Origin of the sequence: Nocardioides marmorisolisilvae, assembly GCF_003725775.1 — a bacterium.
In the GTDB taxonomy this organism is placed as follows: domain Bacteria; phylum Actinomycetota; class Actinomycetes; order Propionibacteriales; family Nocardioidaceae; genus Marmoricola; species Marmoricola marmorisolisilvae.
Window position 1 is genome coordinate 231,502 of sequence record NZ_RJSG01000003.1, and the last position, 23,481, is coordinate 254,982.

At 63.5% G+C, this 23,481-nt stretch carries 16 protein-coding genes; 2 read left to right on the forward strand and 14 right to left on the reverse strand.

Features of this window, described 5'->3' with window-relative positions; all coding sequences use genetic code 11:
• The first annotated feature begins 27 nt into the window (after positions 1–27).
• Positions 28–2,469 carry a hypothetical protein gene (locus tag EFL95_RS16580; RefSeq protein ID WP_148045090.1) on the forward strand — a complete coding sequence of 814 codons (2,442 nt, stop codon included), beginning with the start codon at positions 28–30 and terminating at the stop codon, positions 2,467–2,469.
• A 73-nt stretch (positions 2,470–2,542) separates the two neighbouring features.
• On the opposite strand, the gene EFL95_RS16585 is transcribed toward EFL95_RS16580, so the two are convergent.
• The 14 genes from EFL95_RS16585 to EFL95_RS16650 all read right to left on the reverse strand — a co-directional run bounded on the left by EFL95_RS16585 (position 2,543) and on the right by EFL95_RS16650 (position 21,546).
• Positions 2,543–6,637: a LamG-like jellyroll fold domain-containing protein gene (locus tag EFL95_RS16585; protein WP_246005022.1), complete on the reverse strand. Its 4,095-nt coding sequence runs from the start codon at positions 6,635–6,637 to the stop codon at positions 2,543–2,545.
• A gap of 384 nt (positions 6,638–7,021) precedes the next feature.
• Positions 7,022–7,465, reverse strand: coding sequence for an L-rhamnose mutarotase (locus tag EFL95_RS16590; RefSeq protein WP_183407232.1), 444 nt, complete (start codon positions 7,463–7,465; stop codon positions 7,022–7,024).
• Complete coding sequence (locus tag EFL95_RS16595; RefSeq protein WP_123235213.1) at positions 7,434–8,147, reverse strand: GntR family transcriptional regulator; 714 nt, start codon at positions 8,145–8,147, stop codon at positions 7,434–7,436. Before EFL95_RS16595 ends, EFL95_RS16590 begins: the two co-directional genes overlap by 32 nt.
• A gap of 21 nt (positions 8,148–8,168) precedes the next feature.
• Complete coding sequence (locus tag EFL95_RS16600) at positions 8,169–9,059, reverse strand: amidohydrolase family protein (protein ID WP_123235214.1); 891 nt, start codon at positions 9,057–9,059, stop codon at positions 8,169–8,171.
• A 15-nt stretch (positions 9,060–9,074) separates the two neighbouring features.
• Positions 9,075–9,860: an RraA family protein gene (locus tag EFL95_RS16605; protein WP_123235215.1), complete on the reverse strand. Its 786-nt coding sequence runs from the start codon at positions 9,858–9,860 to the stop codon at positions 9,075–9,077.
• Positions 9,861–9,937: 77 nt separating this feature from the next.
• Positions 9,938–11,926: a DUF8034 domain-containing protein gene (locus EFL95_RS16610; protein WP_123235216.1), complete on the reverse strand. Its 1,989-nt coding sequence runs from the start codon at positions 11,924–11,926 to the stop codon at positions 9,938–9,940.
• Between the two features lie 5 nt (positions 11,927–11,931).
• The gene (locus tag EFL95_RS16615; protein ID WP_123235217.1) at positions 11,932–12,939 is read right to left on the reverse strand and encodes a carbohydrate ABC transporter permease; all 1,008 of its coding nucleotides are present in this window, start codon (positions 12,937–12,939) and stop codon (positions 11,932–11,934) included.
• The gene (locus EFL95_RS16620) at positions 12,936–13,835 is read right to left on the reverse strand and encodes a carbohydrate ABC transporter permease (protein ID WP_123235396.1); all 900 of its coding nucleotides are present in this window, start codon (positions 13,833–13,835) and stop codon (positions 12,936–12,938) included. Before EFL95_RS16620 ends, EFL95_RS16615 begins: the two co-directional genes overlap by 4 nt.
• 91 nt (positions 13,836–13,926) lie before the next feature.
• Positions 13,927–15,168, reverse strand: coding sequence for an ABC transporter substrate-binding protein (locus EFL95_RS16625; protein ID WP_123235218.1), 1,242 nt, complete (start codon positions 15,166–15,168; stop codon positions 13,927–13,929).
• Between the two features lie 316 nt (positions 15,169–15,484).
• Positions 15,485–16,423, reverse strand: a complete 939-nt coding sequence (locus tag EFL95_RS16630) for an aldo/keto reductase (RefSeq protein ID WP_123235219.1) — start codon at positions 16,421–16,423, stop codon at positions 15,485–15,487.
• Between the two features lie 106 nt (positions 16,424–16,529).
• Complete coding sequence (locus tag EFL95_RS16635; RefSeq protein ID WP_123235220.1) at positions 16,530–17,705, reverse strand: ROK family transcriptional regulator; 1,176 nt, start codon at positions 17,703–17,705, stop codon at positions 16,530–16,532.
• Complete coding sequence (locus EFL95_RS16640; protein ID WP_123235221.1) at positions 17,698–19,104, reverse strand: xylulokinase; 1,407 nt, start codon at positions 19,102–19,104, stop codon at positions 17,698–17,700. The genes EFL95_RS16635 and EFL95_RS16640 overlap by 8 nt, the downstream gene beginning before the upstream one ends.
• Before the next feature lie 7 nt (positions 19,105–19,111).
• On the reverse strand, positions 19,112–20,290 hold the full coding sequence (gene xylA, locus EFL95_RS16645) for a xylose isomerase (protein WP_425463972.1): 1,179 nt from the start codon (positions 20,288–20,290) through the stop codon (positions 19,112–19,114).
• Between the two features lie 161 nt (positions 20,291–20,451).
• Positions 20,452–21,546 (reverse strand): ABC transporter ATP-binding protein, encoded by a 1,095-nt coding sequence (locus tag EFL95_RS16650; protein ID WP_123235223.1) that lies wholly within the window; start codon positions 21,544–21,546, stop codon positions 20,452–20,454.
• 435 nt (positions 21,547–21,981) lie between these two features.
• Here EFL95_RS16650 and EFL95_RS16655 point away from each other — a divergent pair, with 435 nt between their 5' ends.
• Positions 21,982–22,971, forward strand: a complete 990-nt coding sequence (locus EFL95_RS16655) for an aldose epimerase family protein (RefSeq protein WP_123235224.1) — start codon at positions 21,982–21,984, stop codon at positions 22,969–22,971.
• Positions 22,972–23,481 lie beyond the last annotated feature (510 nt).

Below are 23,481 nucleotides of genomic sequence, written 5' to 3' on the forward strand. Positions count from 1 at the left end.
GCTTGGCGCCGGGAAGGGAATGCCTCAATGACCAACGATGCGAATGCCTCGGTGACCACCGCCACCGGCGAGACCAGGGCGTGGAACTTCACCGCCGGCAAGTTCGACGTGGACGCGGGCCAAGTCGTATCGCGCTCGGACCTCGTCTACGACCGACCACCTCTGCTCGACAGCCAAGCAGTTCCGCTGGGGAATGGGACCTTGGGGGCCGCCGTGTGGGCTGATCGTGGGCTCACCGCACAGCTCAATCGAGGCGATACCTTTCCGGAGCTGAAGTCGCCCGGTCAACTGGTCATGCCGGGCCTGGCCGCCATGACGTCGGCAGCCGACTATGCCGGGCGGTTACGGTTGTACGACGGCCAGTTCGTACAGTCGGGTGCCGGCATCTCCGCAATCACTTATGTGCGGGCTGATTCCGATCAGCTGGTCGTTGATGTGACCGGGGCGGCTCCAGATGTCGAACAGACAGTCGAGCTGAACCTGTGGCCCGGTCGCAGTCCGGAGATCTATGCCTCGCGACCGATCGCCGCTTTGAGCGAGTCGTGGGTCGACACGGTGGGCAACGACCCCAGGCCCTACCGCAACGATCAGTCAGGCCAGACATTCGGGTGGATGGCGGCTCTGACAGCGTTCGGCGCGTCGGTGACGGCCGCGGCCGTGGACGGGACCAGTGTCAAGCTGACGGTGCGGCCTCGAACTGACGGCAGCTTCCGGGTGGTCGTCGGCGCACCCGCCTACGACGGTGCGAAGGAACTGCCGTCCGCTGCCGCAGCCGCGGTGGCCGGCGCGACCGCAGATGATCTCGCTGCCACCCACCTTGAGTGGTGGCACGCGCTGTGGAACCGGACCGCGATCATGAAGCTGACCTCGAGCGATGGCGAGGGAGAGTACCTCGAGAACCTACGGACGCTTTCGCTCTACACCACCGCAGCGACAGAGCGAGGCGCCCTGCCCGCAACGCACGGCGGGGTCGCAAACATGCTCTCGGCGTTCAAGGACGAAGTGATGTGGTTCGCCTCGCACTACTGGCACTTCAACATGCGCCAACAGGTCTCCCAGAACTTCGGCGCCAACATGGCCGACTTCAACGCGCCGTACTTCAACCTCTACACGAGCAACCATGCGTTCCGGAAGGCCGAGACCGCGCGGTGGATGCCAGGGATGGCAGGTGTGTGCATCCCCGAGACGATGAGATTCAACGGCACCGGCCTCTCCCTCTACGGCGAGGACAGCACGTCGGAGGCATGTAAGACCCCGGCCGAACCAGAGATGTCGTACACGACCCGGATCCTGTCCTCTGGCCCCGAGGTGGCGTACAACATGTGGCTCCACTCTCAGTACACCCACCAGCCGCTCGACCAGGAATTCTACGAGTTCCTCGCTGACGTCTGCCGCTTCTACCTCACCCGCCTCGACCCCGTGGACGCCCAGGGCATGCGCCACCTCACTCACGTCAATGCACTGGAGAACCAGTGGGACGTCGACAATCCGGCTACAGACCTTGCGGCGATGAAGCGTCTCTTCCCGCTCGTCGCCGCTCTTGCCAAAGGTCGGGGCGACGACGACCTGGCTGCAGACCTCCGGGCAGCGGTGCCGCAGATCGCCGACTTCCGGACCGAGACTCGAGGAACCGACACCGTGATCGCCTGGGCGGGGACTGACGAGACGTCGAAGAACGCGCAGAACCCCGACCTGGAACCCATTTGGCCCTGGGGCATCTTCGGCGAGGACTCGACCTTGGCCCGGACGACCTTCCACCGCAGGGTGTACCCGATGGGCTACGACTGGTCCATGGAGGCGACCCAGGCCGCACGGCTCGGCTTGCCGGACGACGTGCGGAGCAGTCTGGTCAACGGCGCACTGTCGTTCCAGCACTACTCGAATGGCTACACCAACTTTGGGGCGGAGGACGCCGATAGTCCGAGCTTTTACAGCGAGTTCGGTGCGGTCGTCAGCTCCGGCCTGCAGGAGGCTCTGGTCTCGTACTACGACAAGGGAGCCCCGCAGCTCGACGCATCCGGTGACCTGATGCCGACCGACAGGGTGCTCAAGGTGGGTTCCGCCTGGCCGGCCAACTGGGACGTCGACGGCTCAGTCCACATCCTGGGCGGTCACAAGGTGAGCGTGCAGGTGCGGAACCAGGTCGTCCAGTACGTCGGCATCGAGGCCGCCCCGACGGTCGACGCCACCAACGACACGGTGGTGATCGCCAACCCCTGGCCCGGTACTCAGATCCGCGCGATCGATGGCAACACTGGCGCCGTCGTGGCTGCGGCGTCGACCGCTGCCACCCTGACCGTCCCCTTGACTGGTGCAGGCAGCGTGATCATCGAGCGGACCATGGCACGCGTCTCGGAGATGCCGTTCGAGGCGGTGGCCGGGAGCGAGGCCACTGCCGCCAAGCGACTCGGGACGAGAACGCTGGGGATCGGCCTTTCCGCCGAGGCTTCCACGAACCTGCCCGACTAGCGCGCCGTGCTCATCTGGCGCGGAGCGCCGAGAAACGCGGCGCGGGTGACCCCCGCGCCGCGTCTCTCGGCGGTCATGGGGCGGAGAGCACCTTCAACTCCGCGAGGCTGAGGTAGTTGGTGCCGGAGAGCTGGACCATGACATACCGGCCGCTGAGGTTAACCGGGATCGAGGTGGGGCTCCCGGCCTGAGTGGTCTGGTGGAACCCCGTGGCCACCCCCTCGGTGACGCGCTGAGCGGGCGTCAGGTTCGCTGTGAACGGGACCGGGGACACAAAGACCCAATAGTCGGAGAGCCGTTCGGGAACGCCGTCGGTGCGGTTCCAGACTTCGATGTTGCCGATGGCCCGGGTCTGACCCAGGTCCACCGACCACCACGCGTTGGCCTCCTGCAGCGTAGAAGTGACCGAACCGGCGAAGTAGTTGCCGTCGGTGTTTCCGTCCACCGCCCGCGATGCGGCGGCGGCGCCATACGTCGACGACTGGATCGCCGTCTTGCCTTGTGCAAAATTCGTTTGTGCAAGGTTTCCCGGGGATGAGTACAGACTCTGAATCTCGGACGGACTGAGGGCACGCTTGTACAGCCGCACATCGTCGATCGAACCGTTGAAGCCCGACGCCTTCGTCGACCCTTCGGCACCCAGGATCCAGTACCAGTTGTCCCAGTTGATCGTGCCTACGGCCGCCGAGGCTTCTTCAGCGCCGTCGATATAGATCTTGAACGTCCCGTTCTTTTCGTACCGCCACGTCACTAGATGCCAGGTGCCATCGTTGACGCTCGTCGTGGAGCTGATCCTTCCGAACGAGGAATGGTAAAGATTCACCTTGCCGGTGGCGCCGGTGTTGAGCGTGAACTGCACGTTGGGGCCTTCGTCCCACCCGCCGAACAAATAGGAGTTTGAGGCAGTCGACGTTGTCTTGAGCCACATGCTCAACGTCACTCCACTAGGACTCCCCACATTGTGGAGGCCGATATCGGCGTGACTAGTCGCGCTACCCAGATTCAATGCGTTTCCGGTGTGGCCCGTGAGCCAGCCAGTCGTCCCGCTCACCGTGGCGTTGGCAGCATTGCCCGACGAGTCCGCAGCTACCGTTCCGCTGCTTTCATCGAGCTTCCAGTACGCGATGGGAGCGGTCGTGGAATACAGGCTCTGGATTTCGGAAGGATCGAGGGCGCGGTCATACACCTGAACGTCGTCGATCGAGCCATTGATGCCAGATGCTTTCGTCGACCCTTCGGCACCGATGATCCAGTACCAGTTGTCCCAGTTGATCGTGCCGACGGCCGCCGAGGCTTCTTCCGTGCCGTCGATGTAGATCTTGAATGTGCCACCCTTCACGTACCTCCAGGTAACAAGATGCCAACTACCGTCATTGACGCTGGTCGTAGAGCTGATCCGTCCGAACGAGGGATGGTAGAGATTGATCTTCCCCGCTGCCCCGTTGTTCATGGTGAACTGCACGTTGGGGCCTTCGTCCCATCCGCCGAACAAATAGGAGTTTGAGGCAGTCGACGTTGTCTTGACCCACATGCTCAATGTCACTCCACTAGGACTTCCCACATTGTGGAGGCCGATATCGGCGTGACTGGTCGTGGTACCCAGGTTGAGCGCGTTGCCCGACTTGCCCGGGACCCAGCTCGTCGTCCCGCTGACGGTGGCGTTGGCAGAACTTCCTGATGAATCGGCTGCCACCGTTCCACTGCTCTCGTCGAGCGTCCAGTGCCCGATCGGGCCCCGAGGCTTCCCCGCATCGATCAGCGACACGTTGTCGACGTACGCCGCATTCGCGGTGGTGTTGTCCTTGTAGACCTTGATGGTTGCGCTAGTGCTGGTCGGACCGGTCGTGAACTCCAGAATGCGGTGCTGCATAGAACCCGCGTTTCCCGTGACCGGCGTGACTGCGGGGCCGCCGAAGTTCTCGACCGTCATGCTGGCTGAGCCGACGCCCGCGGTTTCCATCCTCAGGTAGGCGCCGGCATCGTAGGTCGTGTTTGGCGAGAGCCCGGTGATCGTCTGCGAAATCCAGTCGCCCTGGTTAAGAATCGCTGACGTTCGCGTGTTGACGGTATCGGCGTCCCAGCTGGACAACGACTTGTGCACGTCGACCGAGCTGTCGCTGATCGTCCAGCCGTCGTACCAGTTCAGGTTCTGGATCGCCCCGCCCCAGAGCCTCGCTTCGAAGCTGCTGTTCTTGACGAGATTCATGCGCGGCCAGACTCCTGGAGTAGAAGTCGTCGGGGGCGGGTTGGCGAAGTTACGTCCAGCGGTCCAGTTCGCGCCGTTGTATTCGTAAGCACCGTCGTCCGGGGCAGACCCGTTGTAACTATCAGCGATGCCCGGAATGAGCATGCCTGCATCGATCGCCGGAGAGGTGCTCTGAAGATGAAAGTCATGTGTCGACTGATTGACGAAGAGCGGATCTGTGTTCTCCAGGTTGTTGCTCTTGCTGCTCCCTGCCATTGCCGTGGAGAACGTCGAGTTGGTCGTGATGTTGTTGGCGCCGAAGTTGTTGTAGCCAGCTCCGCCATAGCTGTTGAACCCGGCGAAACCTGGATTCACGAAGGTGTTGTTGTCGACCTCCACGTTCTCCGACAAGCCATTGACCAGGGTTCCCCATTGGCTGGGCCCCCCGAGGTTGTAGATGACGTTCTTGTAGATCCCCAGATTCAGCGTCGCGTTGTCGGCATACAGTCCCGCGGTGAGGTGGCCGGCGGAGAAATCGTGAATGATGTTGTAGCGCCAGACAGAATTCCCTAGATCCGCGGCGAACGTGTGCGTCGCTCCGTCGTCGGTCTGCCCGTCGAGGAGCATGCTCGAGAGATCGTTGTGCTCAATGATCGTGTTGTGGTACAGGCCGTGGATCGCATTCATTCCGGTATTCGAGATCGTGTTGTAGCTGATCAGGAAGTCGCTGCCGTTCGCCCATACACCCATGGAGACATCGGAGATCTCGTTGTTCACGACTTTGTCTCCCTCGCCGCCGAGAGCGACAGCACCTGTGGTCGACGCGTGGCTCACAATGCTGTTCTCAAGGGTATTCGCCTTCCCGAAGTGGTTGCTTCCCTTGATGCCGCCAAGGACCACGCCACTGTCGGTGCTCAGTTGCCAGTCGGCGTAGGGGTATTCCAGGTCCGCGGGAGTCGAGTAATGAATCCGCGATACGGCCGGGTAGTCCGCGACGATGCCGTCGATAACGGAATCATGCGAATCCCACGTCCTGATCCCATCTCCGAAGAACTTGAGTCCCTTGATGTTGATGTAGTTCGAGGCGCCGAGGTCGAAGCCCCATTTGCGGGTCTTGATCTCCACGTTGTGATTGGCTGGGCTGTCGCCGGCCGGCGCATACAGATACAGCGTGTTGGTGTCTTTGTCAGGGTAGAACTCGGTCGGAGCGTCCAGGGCGACGCGCGCGCCCACCATGACGAAGCCCTTAGAGCTGGCGTAGTTGTCGGTCGGCAGTTCCCATTTGTACTCGGACCCCGCGATGCCGGGGTCCAAGTAAGCGACTCGGTGGGTGCTCGCCGTGTAACCGGTGACCTTCCAGGAGTAGAACCCCCAGTCCTGCCGGGCAGCGGCGTAGATGACGCCGCCCTTCCAGGCATCGTCACCACCGGGGATCGTGGCGCCGGTGACCCAGGCATTTCCCGGGGTCTCTGAACTTCCCGCCGATGTCCACGTTGCACGACCGCTGCCCTTGTTCGGCCACTGAGCCAGCGTCATCTCTTGTCCATCGACGAACACCTGAGAATTCTCGAGTTCCAACGGTGAAGCAGTTGAGGTGTGCTTGTAGATGTTTCCGGAATCGACCTGCCACCCCGTAGAACTCACGACGTCCAGGCCACTGATGGTGACATCGTCGTTGTTGTACTTCTGGAAGGTGATCGGGTTGGTGGCGGTGCCGCTGTTCGTGGGCGTCACGGTCTCCCGGTAGGTACCGGCCATGACATTGACCGTGTCACCGGCCACGGCGACGCTTGCGGCTTTCTGAATGGTCTTGAACGGGGCGCTCGTCGAGTTTCCGGCGTTCGTATCCGATCCGGTTGCGTCGCTCACGTAGTAGTTCGTGCCTGTCGCACTTGCCGGGTCTGGGATGAAGATCAACATGGCCACGACCAACGAGAGGCCGAACAACAGTTGAGAAGTTCTTCCACGCGGGTTGTTGATCATCTTCACCAAAGTCCTTTGTTCTGGTAATTGCGCCCTTGCTCGCGAAACCGACCGGAATGCTTGCCTCACCGAGAATCCGCCCTCCAGGTTCACGACGATGCTCGTCGTTCGTTGTCACACCGACGGCCGCGGATCTGCGCTCCACACGGATACAGCCACTAGCCGAATACGACGCTCGCAGCCTGAGTATCTATTGTCAAGCGTTAATCGATAAACAATAATTGACAGCGGGCGGCACCGCTGGGCGACCGTTCGGTTGGCGGGTCGTGCGGCCGCTGGGCAATAACGAACGGTGCCGGTCTCAGCAGATTCGGATTCGTCGACCGAGGTTGGTGTAGTTCCAGGGGCCAGTCAGGCACTACCTCGGCCAGGCAAAGACTCGCGTCAGGACGAAGTCGGGCGAGGGCTGATGTCGGCCCGATCCGAACTCGGAACAGCTAGTCCGTCCTCGCCACCGTGCTGACCCTCGGGCGTCATCGTCCAGACGTGTTCCAGCGTGGCGAACGAATCGTCGGCGGAATCCACAAGCGCATCGATCAACTGGTCCCACTCCGGGTCAATCGGCCCGAGAAGCCGCATCCGTTCCAGCATCACGTCGAAGCCATCGGCCGTTTCGATCAGGTGGAAGAGCGAGTCGTCGCCATCGCGCCAGATCTGCCAGCGGATGACGCCGCACGAACGCAACGCCGCCTCGATCCTGGCCGGGATCCGGGAATGGACCTCGCTGTAGCGGGCGCCGGCACCTGGACGCAACCGAGCTCGTTGAACTGTGACTTCCACCGCGCTGCTCCCTGGCTCAGGACGGCGCGCCAGCAGCGGGCTGCCCACCGCGGAGGACATCCTCGAGGTCGCCTTCGGCATTGCCTGCCAGACTCGCGGCATGCCGGGCGAACAGCGCCGCAGCCTCCCCCGGAGTCGACGAGACCAAGGCATCGAGTAGGTCCTGGTGCCACTCGGCCGCGACCCGCCAGTCTCCCTTGAACGCAGGATCGGACAAGATGTCGAAAGAGCGCAGGCTGGGTTCGACGATGTCCCACATCCGTGGCAGGTAGGTATTCCGGGTCGCCTGCACCACCGCACGATGGAAGGCGAAGTCGTGCTCACGGAATGCGCTCAGATCGCGCCGTTCGGCGGCTTCCCGCATCTGTTCGATCAGGTCGTTGAGGTTGACCAGATCCTGTTCCTGGAGCCGGCCACAGGCCAGCCTTGCGGCCATCTCCTCGAGAGCGACCCGGCCGACTCTCGCGTCTTCGGCTTCCTGCGTCGAGAATCGCGACACGAAGTTGCCGTTGCGCGGGATGTTGGTGACGATCCCGTCGTGCACGAGGCGCTTCAGCGCTTCGCGAACGGGGGCTTGGCTCACACCCATTTCGCGTGCCAGCTTGTACTCCACGACCTGATCCCCCGGCTCCAAGGTGCCGTCCTTGATCATCTTCTTGATGTGCGTGTAGATCTGCTCGGACAGCAGTGCTCGATCCAGGTGGAGTCCGTTGGCCACTGAGTCGGTCATTATTAGAGGCTACCTCATCACCTACCGCTTATCGATTTGTACGTCCGGCTCAGAGCCCGCGAGCTTGTAGATCGAGGCGGCCGTCAGCCCCAGCATCGCCTGGAGCTCTGTCGGCGATGACGCGCCGAGGGCCTGTTTCGTCCATTCGAGCACGTCGGTGTAACGACCGGCACGGGTCGAGACCGGCCAGTCACTGCCGAACATGAGGCGGTCCGGGCCCCACTGCTCCAGTGCCCATTCAGCGGCAAGGCGGGCACGGCGATGATCCTCGGGCACCGGCGGATGACTGGTGTGGAGTCCGGAGATCTTGGCAGCGACGTTCTTGCGAGCCGCGAGCCGCGCGATCTCGTTCTGCCATGTCCCGTCCGGCTCATTTTCACCCAGCCCGAGGTGGCAGAGAACGACGGTGAGTCGAGGGTGTCTCGCCGAAAGCTCGCCTGCGGCACGAAGTTGATCAGGACGCAGAAGCAGCTCGAGGACTAGTCCGTGATGCTCGACGTAGCCGACCAGCTCCTGGATTCCGCCGAGCGCCGTCCAGTCGGTGGGCAGTTCGACCAGCGGAAGGCGCACACCTTGGGGAAACCGGCCGTCCGCGAAGACGAGCGGGTGCCAGGGGCTGAGCGGCCGATCTGGCGACCGCGCATATTGCAGCACCACCCCGATCTGTGCCTGCGTCAGCGCGGACGCGGCACGAGCGCTCGATAGCAACCAGGTCGCCTCGGCGGCTGTGTTCCCGGCTTGCACGGCGACCGCGGCACGCAAGCGGACGCCGTCCAGTCCGTCGGCGAACTCCGCTGCCGTGTATTGCGTTCTGAGCTGTGGAACCGCGTTGAGCCACGGCAAGTCGAAGGAGCGGGTGTCCCAGAGGTGGATGTGGGCGTCGACGAGCCCGAAATCGGCTTCAGGAATCAAGCTCGTGCCACCGCGTCAGCGAGGCGAGCCAGCCGAGAGCCACGCCTCGTACTCCGCCCGCGTCTCGGGTGTGAGCGGGTAGTAGTCGCTCAGGCGCGCACCCTGGTCGAGCCTTGTTCGACTGAAGACCTCCCAGTCCTGATGGTCCTTCGTGGCTGCGCAAACCTCCGGCGCGAGCGCCTGCGGCACGATAACCGGGCCGTCGTCATCGGCGACGACGAAGTCGCCCGGCAGGCACAGGGCGCCGCCGACTGCGACAGGCACGTCATATGCCCACGGGAACAGCTCCGACTGCGAGGCGTAGTGCGGAGTTGTTCCGGTGCTCCAGACCGGGATCCCTAGCTCGCGGATGCGGCCGGCATCGCGGATCCGGCCGTCGACGACGATGCCGGCACCGCCCTTGCGCTGGAAGTAGCGGGCGAGGATGTCGCCGATGCATCCGGAGAATTTGCTGCCGTACGCCTGGATGACCAGGACGTCGCCCGGCTCCACCGTCTCCATCACTGCCCACAGGGCAGTGTTCCGCTCGACATACTCCTGAGCCACACCGGATGCGAGGTCCTCACGCTGGGGCATGAATTGCAGCGTTAGTGCGGAGCCGACGACCTTCTGGCCGGGTTGAAGTGAGACCGGTCCCTCGACGAACGACCGGCGGATGCCGACCTGGTGGAGCTTCGCGCAGGCCGTCGCGGACCCGATCTCTTGCATGGCCGCCATCTGATCCGCGTTCGGTCGCGACCAGGCCTCGCCGCGGATCGGAAGCTGCACGGGTGGTGTCGTTGCGGCGCCGGTCTGGGTCATGGACGTTCCTTTCGGTGGGAAATGAGACTTCTCGGCACACGGCGGTTCTCGGAGAGGACCAAGCCGGTGTGGTCGGGTCAGGTTGCGCGAGTTGCTGCGTCGAACCGCTGGTGACGCGGCGTGTAGGCGCCCAACGTCATCTGGCAGTCGAGGCGGATGATGGTCAGTGGTGGTAGTTGCACTACGAATCGACCCGCGTTCACCTCCAGCGACCCAAGTGCTACATCGACGGGATCGGAGAAGAAGGAAGTCGAGCTGCCGGGGAAGTCACTGGCGAGAACTGAATAGGTGACCGTGTCGAATCGGTCTTCGCCGAAGGCGCCGCCACTGATCACCACGTTGCGTTCCTGGGTCGCGCTGAGGTTGACCAACGTGATACCGAGCAGGCTGTCCTCGATCCTGCCGACCAGAGCCGAGATGTCCGGCGGCAGCCCGGGACGACCCGCGTCAGCATCGGCGTAGCGGATCCGGGCGTATTGCAGCCCGCCGTTGTAAAGCATGTGAGGCGCACCAGTGGTGAGTTGCGTCAGCACTTCAGTCACGACCGGGTTCATCCGCTGCCACCAGTGGATGTCGATCTGGTCAGGCGTCGAATCATCTTCGGCGATGAGGGTCAAGCGTCGTGCGGCCTGGGCGATCGCCATTCGCAACGCACGCTCGGGGTAGTCGGCGTTCTCGCCTTGCAAGTAGGAATACCAAGGCGCCTCATGGCCGGCTTCTTCCTTGTCGCGGAACTCGTGCACGGCGGACCAGTCATATCCCGCTTCGCTGCGAAGCGTTTCGAGCAGGGCGAGGTCCGCCGCATCCCTCGAGGTCCACCAGAGCCACACCGGAAACGCAGTCTGCATCGGGTGATAGTCGAACCAGCCGTCTACGGAATGGCGGTACGGGACCAGCATCGTGGCGTTCTGGGCGTCATCGCCTAGTCGAGCCGTCCACTCGCGGTACATGGTGCCGCGTTCTTCACCCACGTGCCCGAGGCGTTTCTGCTCCTGGACCTGTCGTAGCGGGATCCTGGCGAGTTCGAGAATCGAATCATCCGACCCCACCAACCGAGCGTTCATGGCTGCGATGAGCGCGGCCGCACCAACGCTGTAGATGCCGTGCGGCCAGGCCCATCCGTAGTGTCCGCCGTACCAGCGTCCGTCGTGGAGCTCGCCAACCTCACCCGATGGGCCGACATTGTCTGGCATCAGCCCGTGCAGCTCCTCGGCGCGCGTCTTCCACGCTCCGGCGTAAGCCTGAACCCAGTCGGCGTACTCGGACTCGTTGTCGTACAGCCAGGCGTTGGCCATCAAGCTGGTCGCACAGAGGTTTACGGCGGTGTCGCCGGTCCCAAGCCGGCGCTGGATCTCCTGCCCCATGAGCGCGGCCTTCTGCGGATCGTCCAGGTCTCGCCACTTCTCGATCCCGGGCAGCCCCGCAACCGGTAGGCCGTACGGTTCCATGTACCAAAGGTCGGTGCCGTAGGTATTGAGATCCTCACCCAACCCGGGTAGGGGGCCGCGGGCACCGTTGTGAGGCGCTCGGATCATGTTGCGCTCGGCATCGAAGTTTCCGCTCGGGGAACCGGCCAGGTAAAGATCGGCGAACTTCTTCGCCCGCTCGCGAAACGCCCCATCGGCCGGGTCCGCCGCACAGATCGCGTAGAAAAAGAGCAGTGACTCGCCTTGGTGGAACCAGTCGTATCCGTTCTCGTACTCGTTGGTGAGGAAGCCCATCCCCGTCAACTGGGCGGTTACTCCGGTCCAGTGCCGTTTGCAGGCATCGAGCAGGTCGGACGCTCCTCCCAGGAAGTACAGACTCGGCCAGTTGAAGAATGCCTCGTAGAAGTCGTCCACCCCGTCGCGCGTGACAAGCGTCCCCTCAAATCTGAGCCGTCCATCCGGGTCGCAGTAGCGCTCCTCGAAGCGCCGCCACGAGACGTCGAGCAAGTCAAAGAGGTGACGCTCGAGGACCGCCCACGCTGGAGGCATCCCGCTGGGGGCAGTGGCGCGGATGACGACGAGCGTCGTCGGCTCGGGGTCAGCAACGTGAGGTACCCCGGACGAGCTCGAGAACGACATCGTGCTCAGCCTTTCGTGGCGCCGGCGACGAGGCCGCCGATGATCTTGCGCTGCATGAGAATGAAGAAGATGAAGGCGGGTGCGATCGCCAGCAACAGCGTTGGGAACAACAGCGTGAAGTCGGTCGTGTATCTCCCCACCGCCGCGTACACGCCGGTGGTGACCGTGTAGATACCGGAACTCGTGCCCAGCACGACCTGCGGGTTGACGAAGTCGTTCCAGACCGCGATCGAGTTGAGAACCACGATGGTCGCCACTGCCGGCTTCATGATCGGAAAGATGCAGGACCAGAAGGCGCGGATCTTGCCAGCGCCATCAAGTGCCGCAGCTTCGTCGATGTCGCGGGGCACGGTGCGCAGATACGCGACGAACAGAAAGATCGTGACCGGCAAGGTGAGCGCGGTCTCGAACAGGACGAAACCCGGAATTGTCCCCATGAGGCCGAGCACCCGGAGCACGAAAATAACGGGAATCACCGTCACCTGGCTTGGAATGAACATGCCCGAGACGAAGAACAGCAGGAGCGTCAGGTGCCATTTGCTGCGTCCTCGTGCGATGACGTAGGAAGCCGGCGCCGCCAGAACGATGCAGAAGACGTTGACGAGGACCACGAACAGGAGAGTGATTCCATACGCGCGAACGACATTGAACTTCTCACTCGTCAGGGCTTTGTGCAGGTACTCGAGGGTGAAGTTGTGCGGAGAGATCGCGAGCGGATGGAGAATGATGTCCGCCTGGGGCTTGAACGCGCTGATCACCATGACGTACATCGGCACCAGCATGAGGACGCCCACGGCGAGGAGAACCGCCCACTTGGCGATCGAGCCGACAGTCGACGATGCGGACGGCGGACGGTGGCGACGGCGACGTGGCGAGCGCGAACGCGTCGCGTCGACTCCTGCCGCTCCACCTGACGATGCCGCACCGACATCGACCGCGAAGGGCGCGGATGTCAGCGTCGGATTCGCTCTGACCGGAGCGGTCGACTCAGCGGACCTGGCCCAGTTACTCATTCGGACACCCTCATCTCGGCCCCACGACGGGTGAGCGTCACGGCCACAGCAATCGCGCCGGTGACGATCAGAAGGATCACGGCCTGGGCCGAGCCGAATCCGAGCCGTGCATTCACAAACGAATCTCTGAGAATTTCGTAGACGACGGTCTGCGTAGATCCGGCGGGGCCACCATCGGTCAACGCCAGGACGATGTCGTACGACTTGAGCAAGCCGACGATAGTCAGCACAAGGTTCACGGTCGTCACCGGAGCGAGCAACGGAAAGGTGATGTGGCGGAACTTCAGCCATGGCGTGGCGCCGTCCACCATCGCGGCCTCGTAGTACTCCGCGGGGATCGACTTCAAACCGGCGATGTACAGAATCATGTTGAAGCCGAACGTGGACCAGACAATGGTGAAGATCAGCGTCCACTTGGCGAACCCTGGGTCCGAAAGGAACGGTACGGGCGGGGCCCCCAACTGGGTGAGGATGTTGTTGACGACTCCCTGTGGCGCAAGTAGCGCCGACCAGAGGAAGCCGATGATCAACGCACTAATGATGTATGGGTAGAAGAACACCGTTCGCGCCACCGTGTTCAATGCGCCGGTGCCGCTGATCAGGCAGGCGACAGCCAAGCCCATCCCGTTGCAAAGAATCGTCCCAATCAACGCAACGACGAACGTGAAGGTGGCCGCATGGACCACTCGAGGATTCTTGAAGGCAGTGGCGTAGTTGTCGAACCCGACCCACTCGAACCTCAGGCTGAAGCCGTTCCAGTCGGTGAGGCTCAGCACGAACGCAAGAACCATCGGAACCATGAACATCGCCAAGAAGACAATGACCGCTGGTGAGGCCATGACGAGCCCGGGAAGACGACGCTTCCAGACAAGCCCGGCAGGATGCGCGTTAGCCATCACTCTCCCTTCGTCGAAACTGTTTCGCGGCGTCGCCGGGGCGACCGTGTGGTCGCCCCGGCGACGGTGGCGGCCCGAAGGCCACCGGGTGTCATCGGTTGCTTGCGAACCAGTCGTCCATTGAGTGCAGGAAGTCATCGGCACTCTTACCGGTCATCATCGCCTGGACGTCGGTATTGAGCTCATTCGTGAAGCCAGCAGGCACAATCGTGTCCCCGCTCCCCTCACCGGGCGAAACGAAATCCTCGGCCGGGGTGTCCGAAATGAGCTTCTGGAGGTCCTTACTCACCTGGTCCATCGGGTAGTCGTCGTAGCCAGCACGGAAGATCCCGTCTCCCGAAAGCTGCTCCGTGATCGCGGTCTTGTCGGTGGTCATGAACTTGATCAGCTTGATCGCGAGATCCTGGTGCTTCGACGCCTTCATGGCGAGGTAGGTGTTCGCGAGCGCAGCGGCAACGCGCGGGGTATCACCTTCGTGCTCCACCGGGGTCGAGAAGACACCGATATCGGGCTTCTTGGGTGCAGCCTTCTCGGCAGCAGCGAACCAGCTTCCCATCGGGTAGATCGCGACCTTGCCGGCGAGGAAGTTGGCCTCGGCATCGGCGTACTTGACGCCGACAGCATCCTTGGGCACGTATCCCGCCTTTAGCCAATCCGCGTAGCGCTTGGCCGAACCTGCGAACGTCTGACTGAAAGTGAGGTCACCCGAGGACATCTTCTTGTGCCAATCCGGGTTTGCAGCCAGCACGTTCGGCAGGCTGATGTACTGGAACAGGATGTTGGAGAACCACTCACCACCGGTCTGCAGCGGAACCCAGCCCGCGGCCTTGAGTTTGGCAAGGTCGGCTTCGAACTCATCCATGGTCGCGGGGGCCTGGGTGATGCCCGCGTCAGCGAACGCCTTCTTGTTGTAGAAGAACGTCGATTGGAGGTTCTCGCCCACTCCGGCCGTGTAGTACTTGCCGTCGACCTTGTTCTGCTCAGCGAGGGGCCCGTTCTTGGCCCAGTCGTACTTGGAGAGATCGACAAGCTCTGGCGCAAGCTTCGCACTCGGAGCCAGCCATTCGACCACGTCGGGCACGTCGCCCGAGGCGAGAAGCTGAGTCAGCGTGCCAGCAAGGCCGTCAGCCCCGGGAGCGACGATCTTCACATCGACGTTGTTGGCCTTCTCGAACGGTGCGACGGTCTTGTTCCAGAAGTCCTCGGTCTGGGTGAGGGAGATGTTGGCCAACATGCGCAGCTCGACCTTCTTCCCACTGTCCGCAGACTGTCCTCCCCCTCCCCCGCATCCGGTGAGGGTCAGTGCGGCAGCGGTCAACGCTGCCGCGGTCATAAAGAAACGGTGAGTGATCAACTTTTGGACCTCCGTTAGAAATCGGTCCCGCTTCGGGGTGTGCGTCACATTAGGCTAATCGGTTATCGATTACAACCTTCCCTTGAAGCCGAAGTTTTACGCCGCTCGCTACGTCGGCAGCAGAGCCCCTGGACAGCGCAACGACCGGGTCAAGTCGTCCGCCCCAGTACGCGGGCCTCCGGCTCGCACCTGCCTTCGCAGGTGAAGTACCTCTGGCACCCGCAGCACGGTCGAAGGCGTTCGCCTCGCGGGAGTTCATGCATCGAGCGGTCGGTGCGAGCACCGGGCCGAATATTCACCTACCCAGCTGATCCCACAGGTCGTCGGGCACGTCCACCGCCGCGTTTCGCACCAGCTCGCGAACCTCACCAGGCGTCGTCGCTCCGACGACCACGGCGGCGACCGGGTCGAACCTCAAGGGGAACTGGACGGCTGCGGCGGCGAGCGGCACGCCGTAACCAGCGCAACGGGCCTGCAGGGCGCGCGCGCGGCGCACGACCTCGTCGGGTGCAGCCGCGTAGTGGAACCTGTCGTTGACAGCGGGGTCGGCGAGGATCCCCGAGTTGAACACCCCTGCCGCCACGATGTCGACTCCGTGGTCACGCGCCGAAGGCAGCAGCTCATCCCTCGCCGAATCGTCTAGCAGCGTAAGCCGACCGGCTTCCATCACGACATCGGCGCTGGACTCCCGCACGAACCGGGCAAGCGGGGCACAGTAGTTCATCCCGACTCCGACGGCGCGCACCACTCCCTCCTCGCGCATGCGCACCAGGGCGCGAAACGCACCGTCGAGCGCAGCGTCGACGTCTTCGGGGTCATGCATGTAGACGAGGTCGATCCGATCCACCCCGATTCGGACAAGGCTCGATTCGAGACTGCGCATCGCGCCGTCGTAGCTGAGGTCGGGCAGGGTACGGACGCCGACGGCGCCGACGGGCACATCTCGGTCGTCGGCGTCGACGATGCGCCTGCCGGCTTTCGAGGCGATCGTGATCGTGTCCCGCGGGACGCCCCTGATAGCGTCACCGACTCTGCGCTCGCTGAGCCCGGCACCGTAGTGCGGGGCGGTGTCGAGGAACCGGATACCGCATTCCAGCGCTGCGCGAACAGTCCCAAGAGCATCTTCCTCCGAGACCGTTCCGAACAGATCGGCGATCGGCGCGCATCCGAGTCCGAGCGCTGGCAGCCGACCCTGTGTCTCGGTGAGCGGACTCAGCCGCGGGCTGAATGCCATGACTCCTCCGCGTCTCTGGTGGCCTGCGTCAGCGGGTCAAAGTCGCCGGGGCACGCGTGACTGTCACTGACGGCCATTGCGGCGCGGTCCGTCACCTCGGCGATCCTCATGACACCCTGATCCGGCGACTCGCCGGCCGTTCGCCAGTTCGCACGATGTGGTTGATGACCTGGCCGGCTGCACCGAGGGCGGCCGCGTCCTGGCCCAAGCTAGACACGCGGACGTCGATTGGGGCGCCGCTGACAATCCGCTTCTTCAATCCAGTTGCCAGCGGCTCCACCAGCCAAGGTGCCAAGCGTGCATAGAACCCTCCGAGCGACACGGCCGGGAGATCCAGCGTGTTGATGACAGCTCCAAGGGCGACGGCCAGCGCAGCTGCGGCAGACCTGACGGCCAGGAGTGCCTCCCGGTCGCCGTGGTCACACCGAAACACCAACTCGGCGTCCGAGGATGCTTGAGCGTGGGCCAGGACGGCCGTTCGGCCAGCCAGCTGCTCGAGGCAGCCGCGGTTTCCGCAACCGCACAGCGGTCCTCGGGGATCGACGGGTACATGGCCGATCTCGCCGGCGTAGCCGCGCGGTCCGACAAAGAGTTCGCCGTTGACGATGATGCCGCCGCCGACGCCGATCTCACCGGAGACATGGACGAAGTCAGAGATCCCCGATCCGTACCAGTGTTCGGCGAGGGCTGCGATGTTGGCTTCGTTGTCGATGCTGTGGACCGGTACGTCGAGCAGGTCACCCAGGATCTCCCCCAGGTTCGATCCCTCCCAGCGCGGGAGATTCGGCGCGCGGAGGACGCGTCCGTCCACCGTGACCAGACCGGGGAACGCCACTCCGACGCCGGCGACCAGTGTGTCCGCCGAGAGGTCCGCTACCAGTTGTGCGACCCGACGAAGGGCGACCCGTGGCGTTCCCGAACGGTTGTCATAGGCGATCGACTTGCGGTCTCGAACGGCACCGGTCAGGTCGAGGAGGCATGCCGACGTGCGGTCTACGTCGATCTCGACCCCGATCGCGGCGGCACCGTCGGGGTTCAGTTCCAGGCGGCTCCCGGGACGTCCACGGAGCCCGGCGGTGGGCTCTCGTTCAACAACGAGCGCGCTTAAGATCAGATCGTCAACGAGGGTCGATACGGTCGCCTTGGTCAGGCCGACATCCCTCGCGAGCTGGGCCCGGGTCCGTCCGGGCCTGCGGGCCACGTTGCCCAGCAGAAGCGCACGATTGTGCTGTCGAACCGTCAGTTGGCTTGCGGTGGCGACCCCTGCCGTCCTGCTATCCACGAGTCCTCCGGATCGTCAGTTCCCGGGCTTCGGCGTACCTCTCCCGCACTTCCGGTTGCGGGTCGGCATCGAACCTGCGCAGGTCAGCGGTTGCCCAGTCGGGCGGCCTAGACTCACCATCGAGCGCCCATGCAGCCTGGCGAGCCGCGCCGTCGGCAACATACTCACCCGCGGAGGGCACGTACACGGGAAGTCCGAGAATGCCCGGGGCCAGTCGACGCACGGCCTCGTTCCGTGCCCCGCCGCCCACCAAGAGCACCCGCTCCGCGGTCACTCCTTGCGAACGCAGGGCATCGAGGCAGTCGGCGAGACCGCACAGCAGCCCCTCCACTGCCGCTCGCGCGATGTTCGTCGGGGTGGAGTTGTCGAGCCGGAGACCGTGAATGGCTGCCGAAGCCTCCGGCCGGTTCGGGGTTCGCTCACCGTCGAAGTAGGGAACGAGCACCAAGCCGTCGGCACCCTCGCGCGCGGCGAGCGCCAGATCCGCCACGCCGTCCAGGTCGCACCCGAGGATCGTCGCGGCTGCCAGTAGAACCCGCGCGCCATTGAGGGTGCACGCGAGTGGCAGGAAGTGACCGGTCGCATCGGCGAAGCCCGCAACCAGTCCAGAGGGATCGGCCGTCGGCACCGTGCTGACAGCGCTCGCGACACCAGAGGTGCCGACCGAGATCACGACGTCCCCGGGCCGGGTCCCCAAGCCGAGGGCAGCCGCGGCATTGTCGCCGGCGCCAGCTCCGAGGAGCGCCCCGGAAGTTACCTGCCCGACGGCCGTCGAAGGCGCTCCCACGCTCGGCACGACAGGCGTCTTTCCGAATGCCAGCTCGAGGAGATCGGTTCGGTAAGCCCCTGCGGCCGGAGACCAGTAGCCGGTGCCGCTCGCTTCGCTGCGATCGGTGCAGAGCTCCCCGATGTCCGAGGTCCCGCGGAGTCGCCATGAAAGCCAGTCATGCGGCAAACACACCGCAGCCGTCGACGCCGCATTTTCGGGCTCGTTCTCGGCCAGCCACCGCAACTTCGTCACGGTGAACGACGCCATCGGCACCGAGCCCGTCGACGTTGCCCACGCTGCCGCCCCACCCGGCAGTTCGTCGACGAGGTCTTGCGCCGCGCGAGCAGAGCGCATGTCATTCCACAGCAACGCCTCTCGGACAACCGATCCGCGGTCATCGAGACAAACCATGCCGTGCTGCTGGCCGGCGACCGAGACACTCGCAACGTCGTCGATTCCCCCAGCCTCGCCTACAGCCAGTTGCAGGGCGTTCCACCACGCCTCCGGATCGACAGAGGTGCCCGAAGGGTGTGGCGCCTGTCCCCTACGCACCTGGGCGCCAGTCGTCGCGTCCCGGACGACGACTTTGCAGGACTGCGTCGAGGAGTCGACACCAGCGACGAGCGGCATCTCCGACTCAGCGAGCGCCGAGCACGTGCTCGAGCGCCAACTGGTTGAGGTGCACGAAACCGTAACCGCGCGCGCCCGCAACGTCCGGATCGAAGTCCTCGAACGTGGTGCGGTCCAGCCGAAGCGCTGCCAGGGTCTCGCCCGGCGCAAGCGTCGGCTCCGCCAAGCCCGCAACTCCCGCCACAGCAAGTGCTGCCTGAACCTCGGGGTCAGCTCGGTAAGCGGCTGCCCGGTCCCTGAGCAGGCGATAGGTCTTCATGTTCGCTGCCGCGGAAGCCCACACGCCGCCCATGTCCTCAGTCCGGGACGGCTTGTAGTCGAAATGACGAGGACCGGTGTACGCCGGCGCGCCGGTGCCACCCTCGAGCAGGTTCACCAAGAAGAAGGCGTTCAGCAAGTCGCCGTGACCGAAGACGAGGTCCTGGTCGTACTTGATGCCGCGCTGGCCGTTGAGGTCGATGTGGAACAGCTTGCCGGCCCACATCGCCTGGGCGATCCCGCCCGCGAAGTTCAGGCCCGCCATCTGCTCGTGACCGACCTCGGGATTCACCCCGACGATGTCGCCGTGCTCAAGCTCCTTGATGAACGCCAGCGCATGCCCAACAGTGGGTAGCAGGATGTCTCCGCGTGGCTCGTTCGGCTTTGGCTCGATCGCGAAGCGGATGCCATAACCCTTCTCCTTGACGTAACCGGCGAGCAGATCGATCGCTTCGCGATACCGGTCCAACGCCGCGTGCACGTCCTTCGCTCCGTCGTACTCGGCACCCTCTCGACCACCCCAGAACACGTAGGTCTGCGCACCGAACTCAGCTGCAAGATCCAAGTTGCGCAGCACCTTCCGGATAGCGAATCTCCGCACGCTGCGGTCGTTGCTGGTGAAGCCCCCGTCCTTGAAGACGGGATGTGTGAACAGGTTGGTCGTCATCATCGGGACAACCAGCCCCGTCGCATCGAGCGCGTCACGGAGACGTGCGACCTGCTTGTCACGCTCGCCGGTCGAAGCGTCGAACGGGATCAGGTCGTCGTCATGGAAGGTGATTCCGTGCGCCCCGAGTTCAGCGAGCTGGTGTACCGACTCGACTACGTCGACAGCGGGCCTGGTTGCCTCGCCGAAGGGATCGCGGCCTTGCCAGCCGACGGTCCAGAGGCCGAAAGTGAACTGGTCGTTCGGAGCTTCGCTACCCACGATTGCCTCTTTAGTTCAATGATTGGATTAAAACGACGATAGCCCAGCGGACTCGAAAAGTGAAGGTCTCCCGAGTGACGAACGCAGACCGCGGCGCACCTCGATGGATGGGCCGCCGTGGTCTGGTTCGCCAAGGACTTCAGACGCCGGTCCGGCTGGTGTCAGCCGAGGCGCTCGCCGGTCTCGGGATGGAAAGCGTGGTCCTCACCTGTGCGCATATCGACGCCAACGATTTCCCCGATGCGAGGCGGCACGCGACCGTCGAACCGGACGATCAACGGTTTCTCGCCCGGCGCATCGCCCGCGAGCGTGCCATATACGTACGCGTCGGCACCGAGTTCCTCGACAAGTCGAACCTCGAGCTTAAGCCCCCCGGTCTGATCACCGGCAACATGGAAGGACTCAGGCCGAATCCCGAGGGTGACCGAGTCGATCCCGGCGGATCGTGCGGCGTGAAGAATCCGCTCGGACAACGGGGCGATGACGCTACCCAGATGTGCACCGTTGCCATCTAGGCGCACGGTCCGAAGGTTCATCGCGGGCGAGCCGATGAACCCAGCGACGAACGCGTTCCTCGGGCGATCGTAGAGGTTCCGGGGGGTGTCGACCTGCTGCAGGACCCCATCCTTGAGGACTGCGACCCGATGGCCCATGGTCATGGCCTCAACTTGATCGTGTGTCACGTAGACCGTCGTGATGCCGAGACGTGCCTGGAGCGCGGCGATATTCGCCCGCGTTTCCACGCGCAGCTTGGCATCCAGGTTCGACAAAGGTTCGTCCATCAGGAATACGCTCGGTTCGCGGACGATTGCGCGCCCCATCGCGACTCGTTGCCGCTGCCCACCGGACAGCGCCTTCGGCTTCCGAGCGAGGTACGGGGTGAGGTCGAGGAGCTCGGCCGCATGCGCAACTTTTGCCTCACGCTCGGCCTTCGGTAGGCCCTTCAGCTTGAGTGCGAATCCCATGTTCTCGGCGACACTCATGTGCGGGTAGAGCGCGTAGTTCTGGAAGACCATCGCGATGTCTCGATCCTTCGGCGGCATCTGTGAGACATCTGCGCCATTGATCCGAATCTCTCCGTCAGTGACGCCTTCGAGTCCTGCCAGCATGCGTAGCGCGGTCGACTTTCCCGATCCGGACGGACCGACCAGCACCATGAACTCGCCGTCCTTGATATCGAGGTTGAGGCGGTCGACTGCCGGCACGGGGTTGCCGGGATACACGCAACTCGCATCTACATATTTGACTTCGGCCATGTACTTTCTCCTTACCGGTGTTGGTTGACTGCGCCGGGTGCGGGTGTCGGCATGAGCCGCCGGCCAGGCGACCCGTGCAGCCACCTCACGGATTTCAATTCGGACGGGTTGATCTGCCCCACCGATTTCAAGGCAGTACGACCGAACCGCATGGCAGTCGGTGATGAGTGCCGGACGCTTCAGAGCTTCGGCATGCGCTTCACTCCTGGCGTCCCAGGCAAGTCTTTAGTTTAATGGTTGCCTTAAAGGAGGACGCTATCCCAACGCTGCTCGAAAGTGAATGCCCTGAGGCCAGGAAGATCCGGAGTCATCGGCGGCGCGCGCTCTGCCCAGCCCCGGGTGGCAACGAAATGGACTTGCGCAAACCATCTGCCGCACGATTAGCGGCCCTCGACCCAGGATGCAGCTCCATGAGATCGAGAGGACCGGCGTTGTATGGACGTCATCACCATAGGTAACGAGCCAGGCATAAGGCTGGGCCTCTTCGCCCTGGGTGCTGCAGTCCATCGACTCGACGTCACCGGAGGCGACGGGAAGCGCCGCAATGTCGTCCTGGGCCACAGGACCGAAGCCGCATACCTGCAATGCGGGGCGTTCCATGGGGCGACGATCGGCCGCTTCGCCAATCGGATAGCTGGTGGACGCCTCAAGATCCTCGACAAGGCTATCGAGTTAGAGAGTGACGGATCCGGGGAGCACCTACATGGAGGCCCAGGGGGATTTCACACTCGTCATTGGTCGCTGAAAAGCCATTCGACTAAGGACGCGGTGTTCCAGCTGACGAGTGCGGACGGCGACCAGGGGTATCCCGGCGAGCTTCGCTCGGAAGTGCGCTACAGCGTTAGGGGAAATCGCGTTTGCATCTCGATGTCAGCAACGTGCGACGCTCCAACCGTTGTCAGCCTCACCAACCATTCCTACTTCAATCTCAACGGCGAATCGTCCGGCACAGTTCACGATCATCTGCTCAGGGTTGAATCTAAGTCATACCTACCGGTCGATTTCCAGGGAATTCCCGCCAATGGTTTCGAGTCAGTGGTGAACACGCCGTTCGACCTGCGGGCCCCCGCAAAGATCGGTGACCTAGTCGCGCGCGACCACCCCCAAATCCGGGCGCGAGGAGGGCTCGACCACTGTTTCGTGCTACCAGGTACGGGCCTCAGGACAGCTGCGGTACTTCGATCCGTCAAGACCCTGACATCCCTACGTCTGCTCACCGACGCGCCCGGGTTGCAGGTGTACAGCGGAATCAACCTCGATGGCCTAACTACAGGGACGGGCGGTCTGCCCTATCACTCGGGTGCGGGAATCGCTCTTGAGCCCCAGGCTCTCCCAGATTCGCCCAACAGGCCCGAGTTCCCCAGCGCGCTGCTCCAACCTGGAGAGACGTACTCCCACCAGATCGAATGGCGATTCACGTCCTAGGGATGGAACCGGCACACGATCGCGCGACCAACCGGAGCGGGTGGGTCATTCTGGGAGGTCAGCCCTGCCTACAGGCCGCGGGCCACCGTCGACTCCCATCCGAGGTGCAAGAGGTGTGTCGTTCTCTCGTCGTACCAGTCCGGATAGAGGCAGACCGAACTCAAGGAGTTCTCGGTTTCCTACTTCGAGGTGTCCGCTCAGCTGATCCGGTTCTGCTCATGGCGTTGGTTGTCGAGGAACGACTTCAAGCCGGCGAGTCTGAAGCGGCTTTCGATCGGGTCGCTCGTTCGTGGCTACTCATCTTGATGGTGATCGGTGACACGCTCGCCCTCGCGGTAGTGGCAGGTGGGGTCGGCCCATCAAGATCAGCTGGAACGATCGTGGCCTGTGCGATGTTTGTAGCGATGTTCCTCATCGCGCCAGTCATAGAGCGGGAGTTTCCACGCGATCGGTACAAACGCGAGCGCTAGGCACATTCGGTCGCTGGGCTCGTCGCGCTAAGGAGCATCC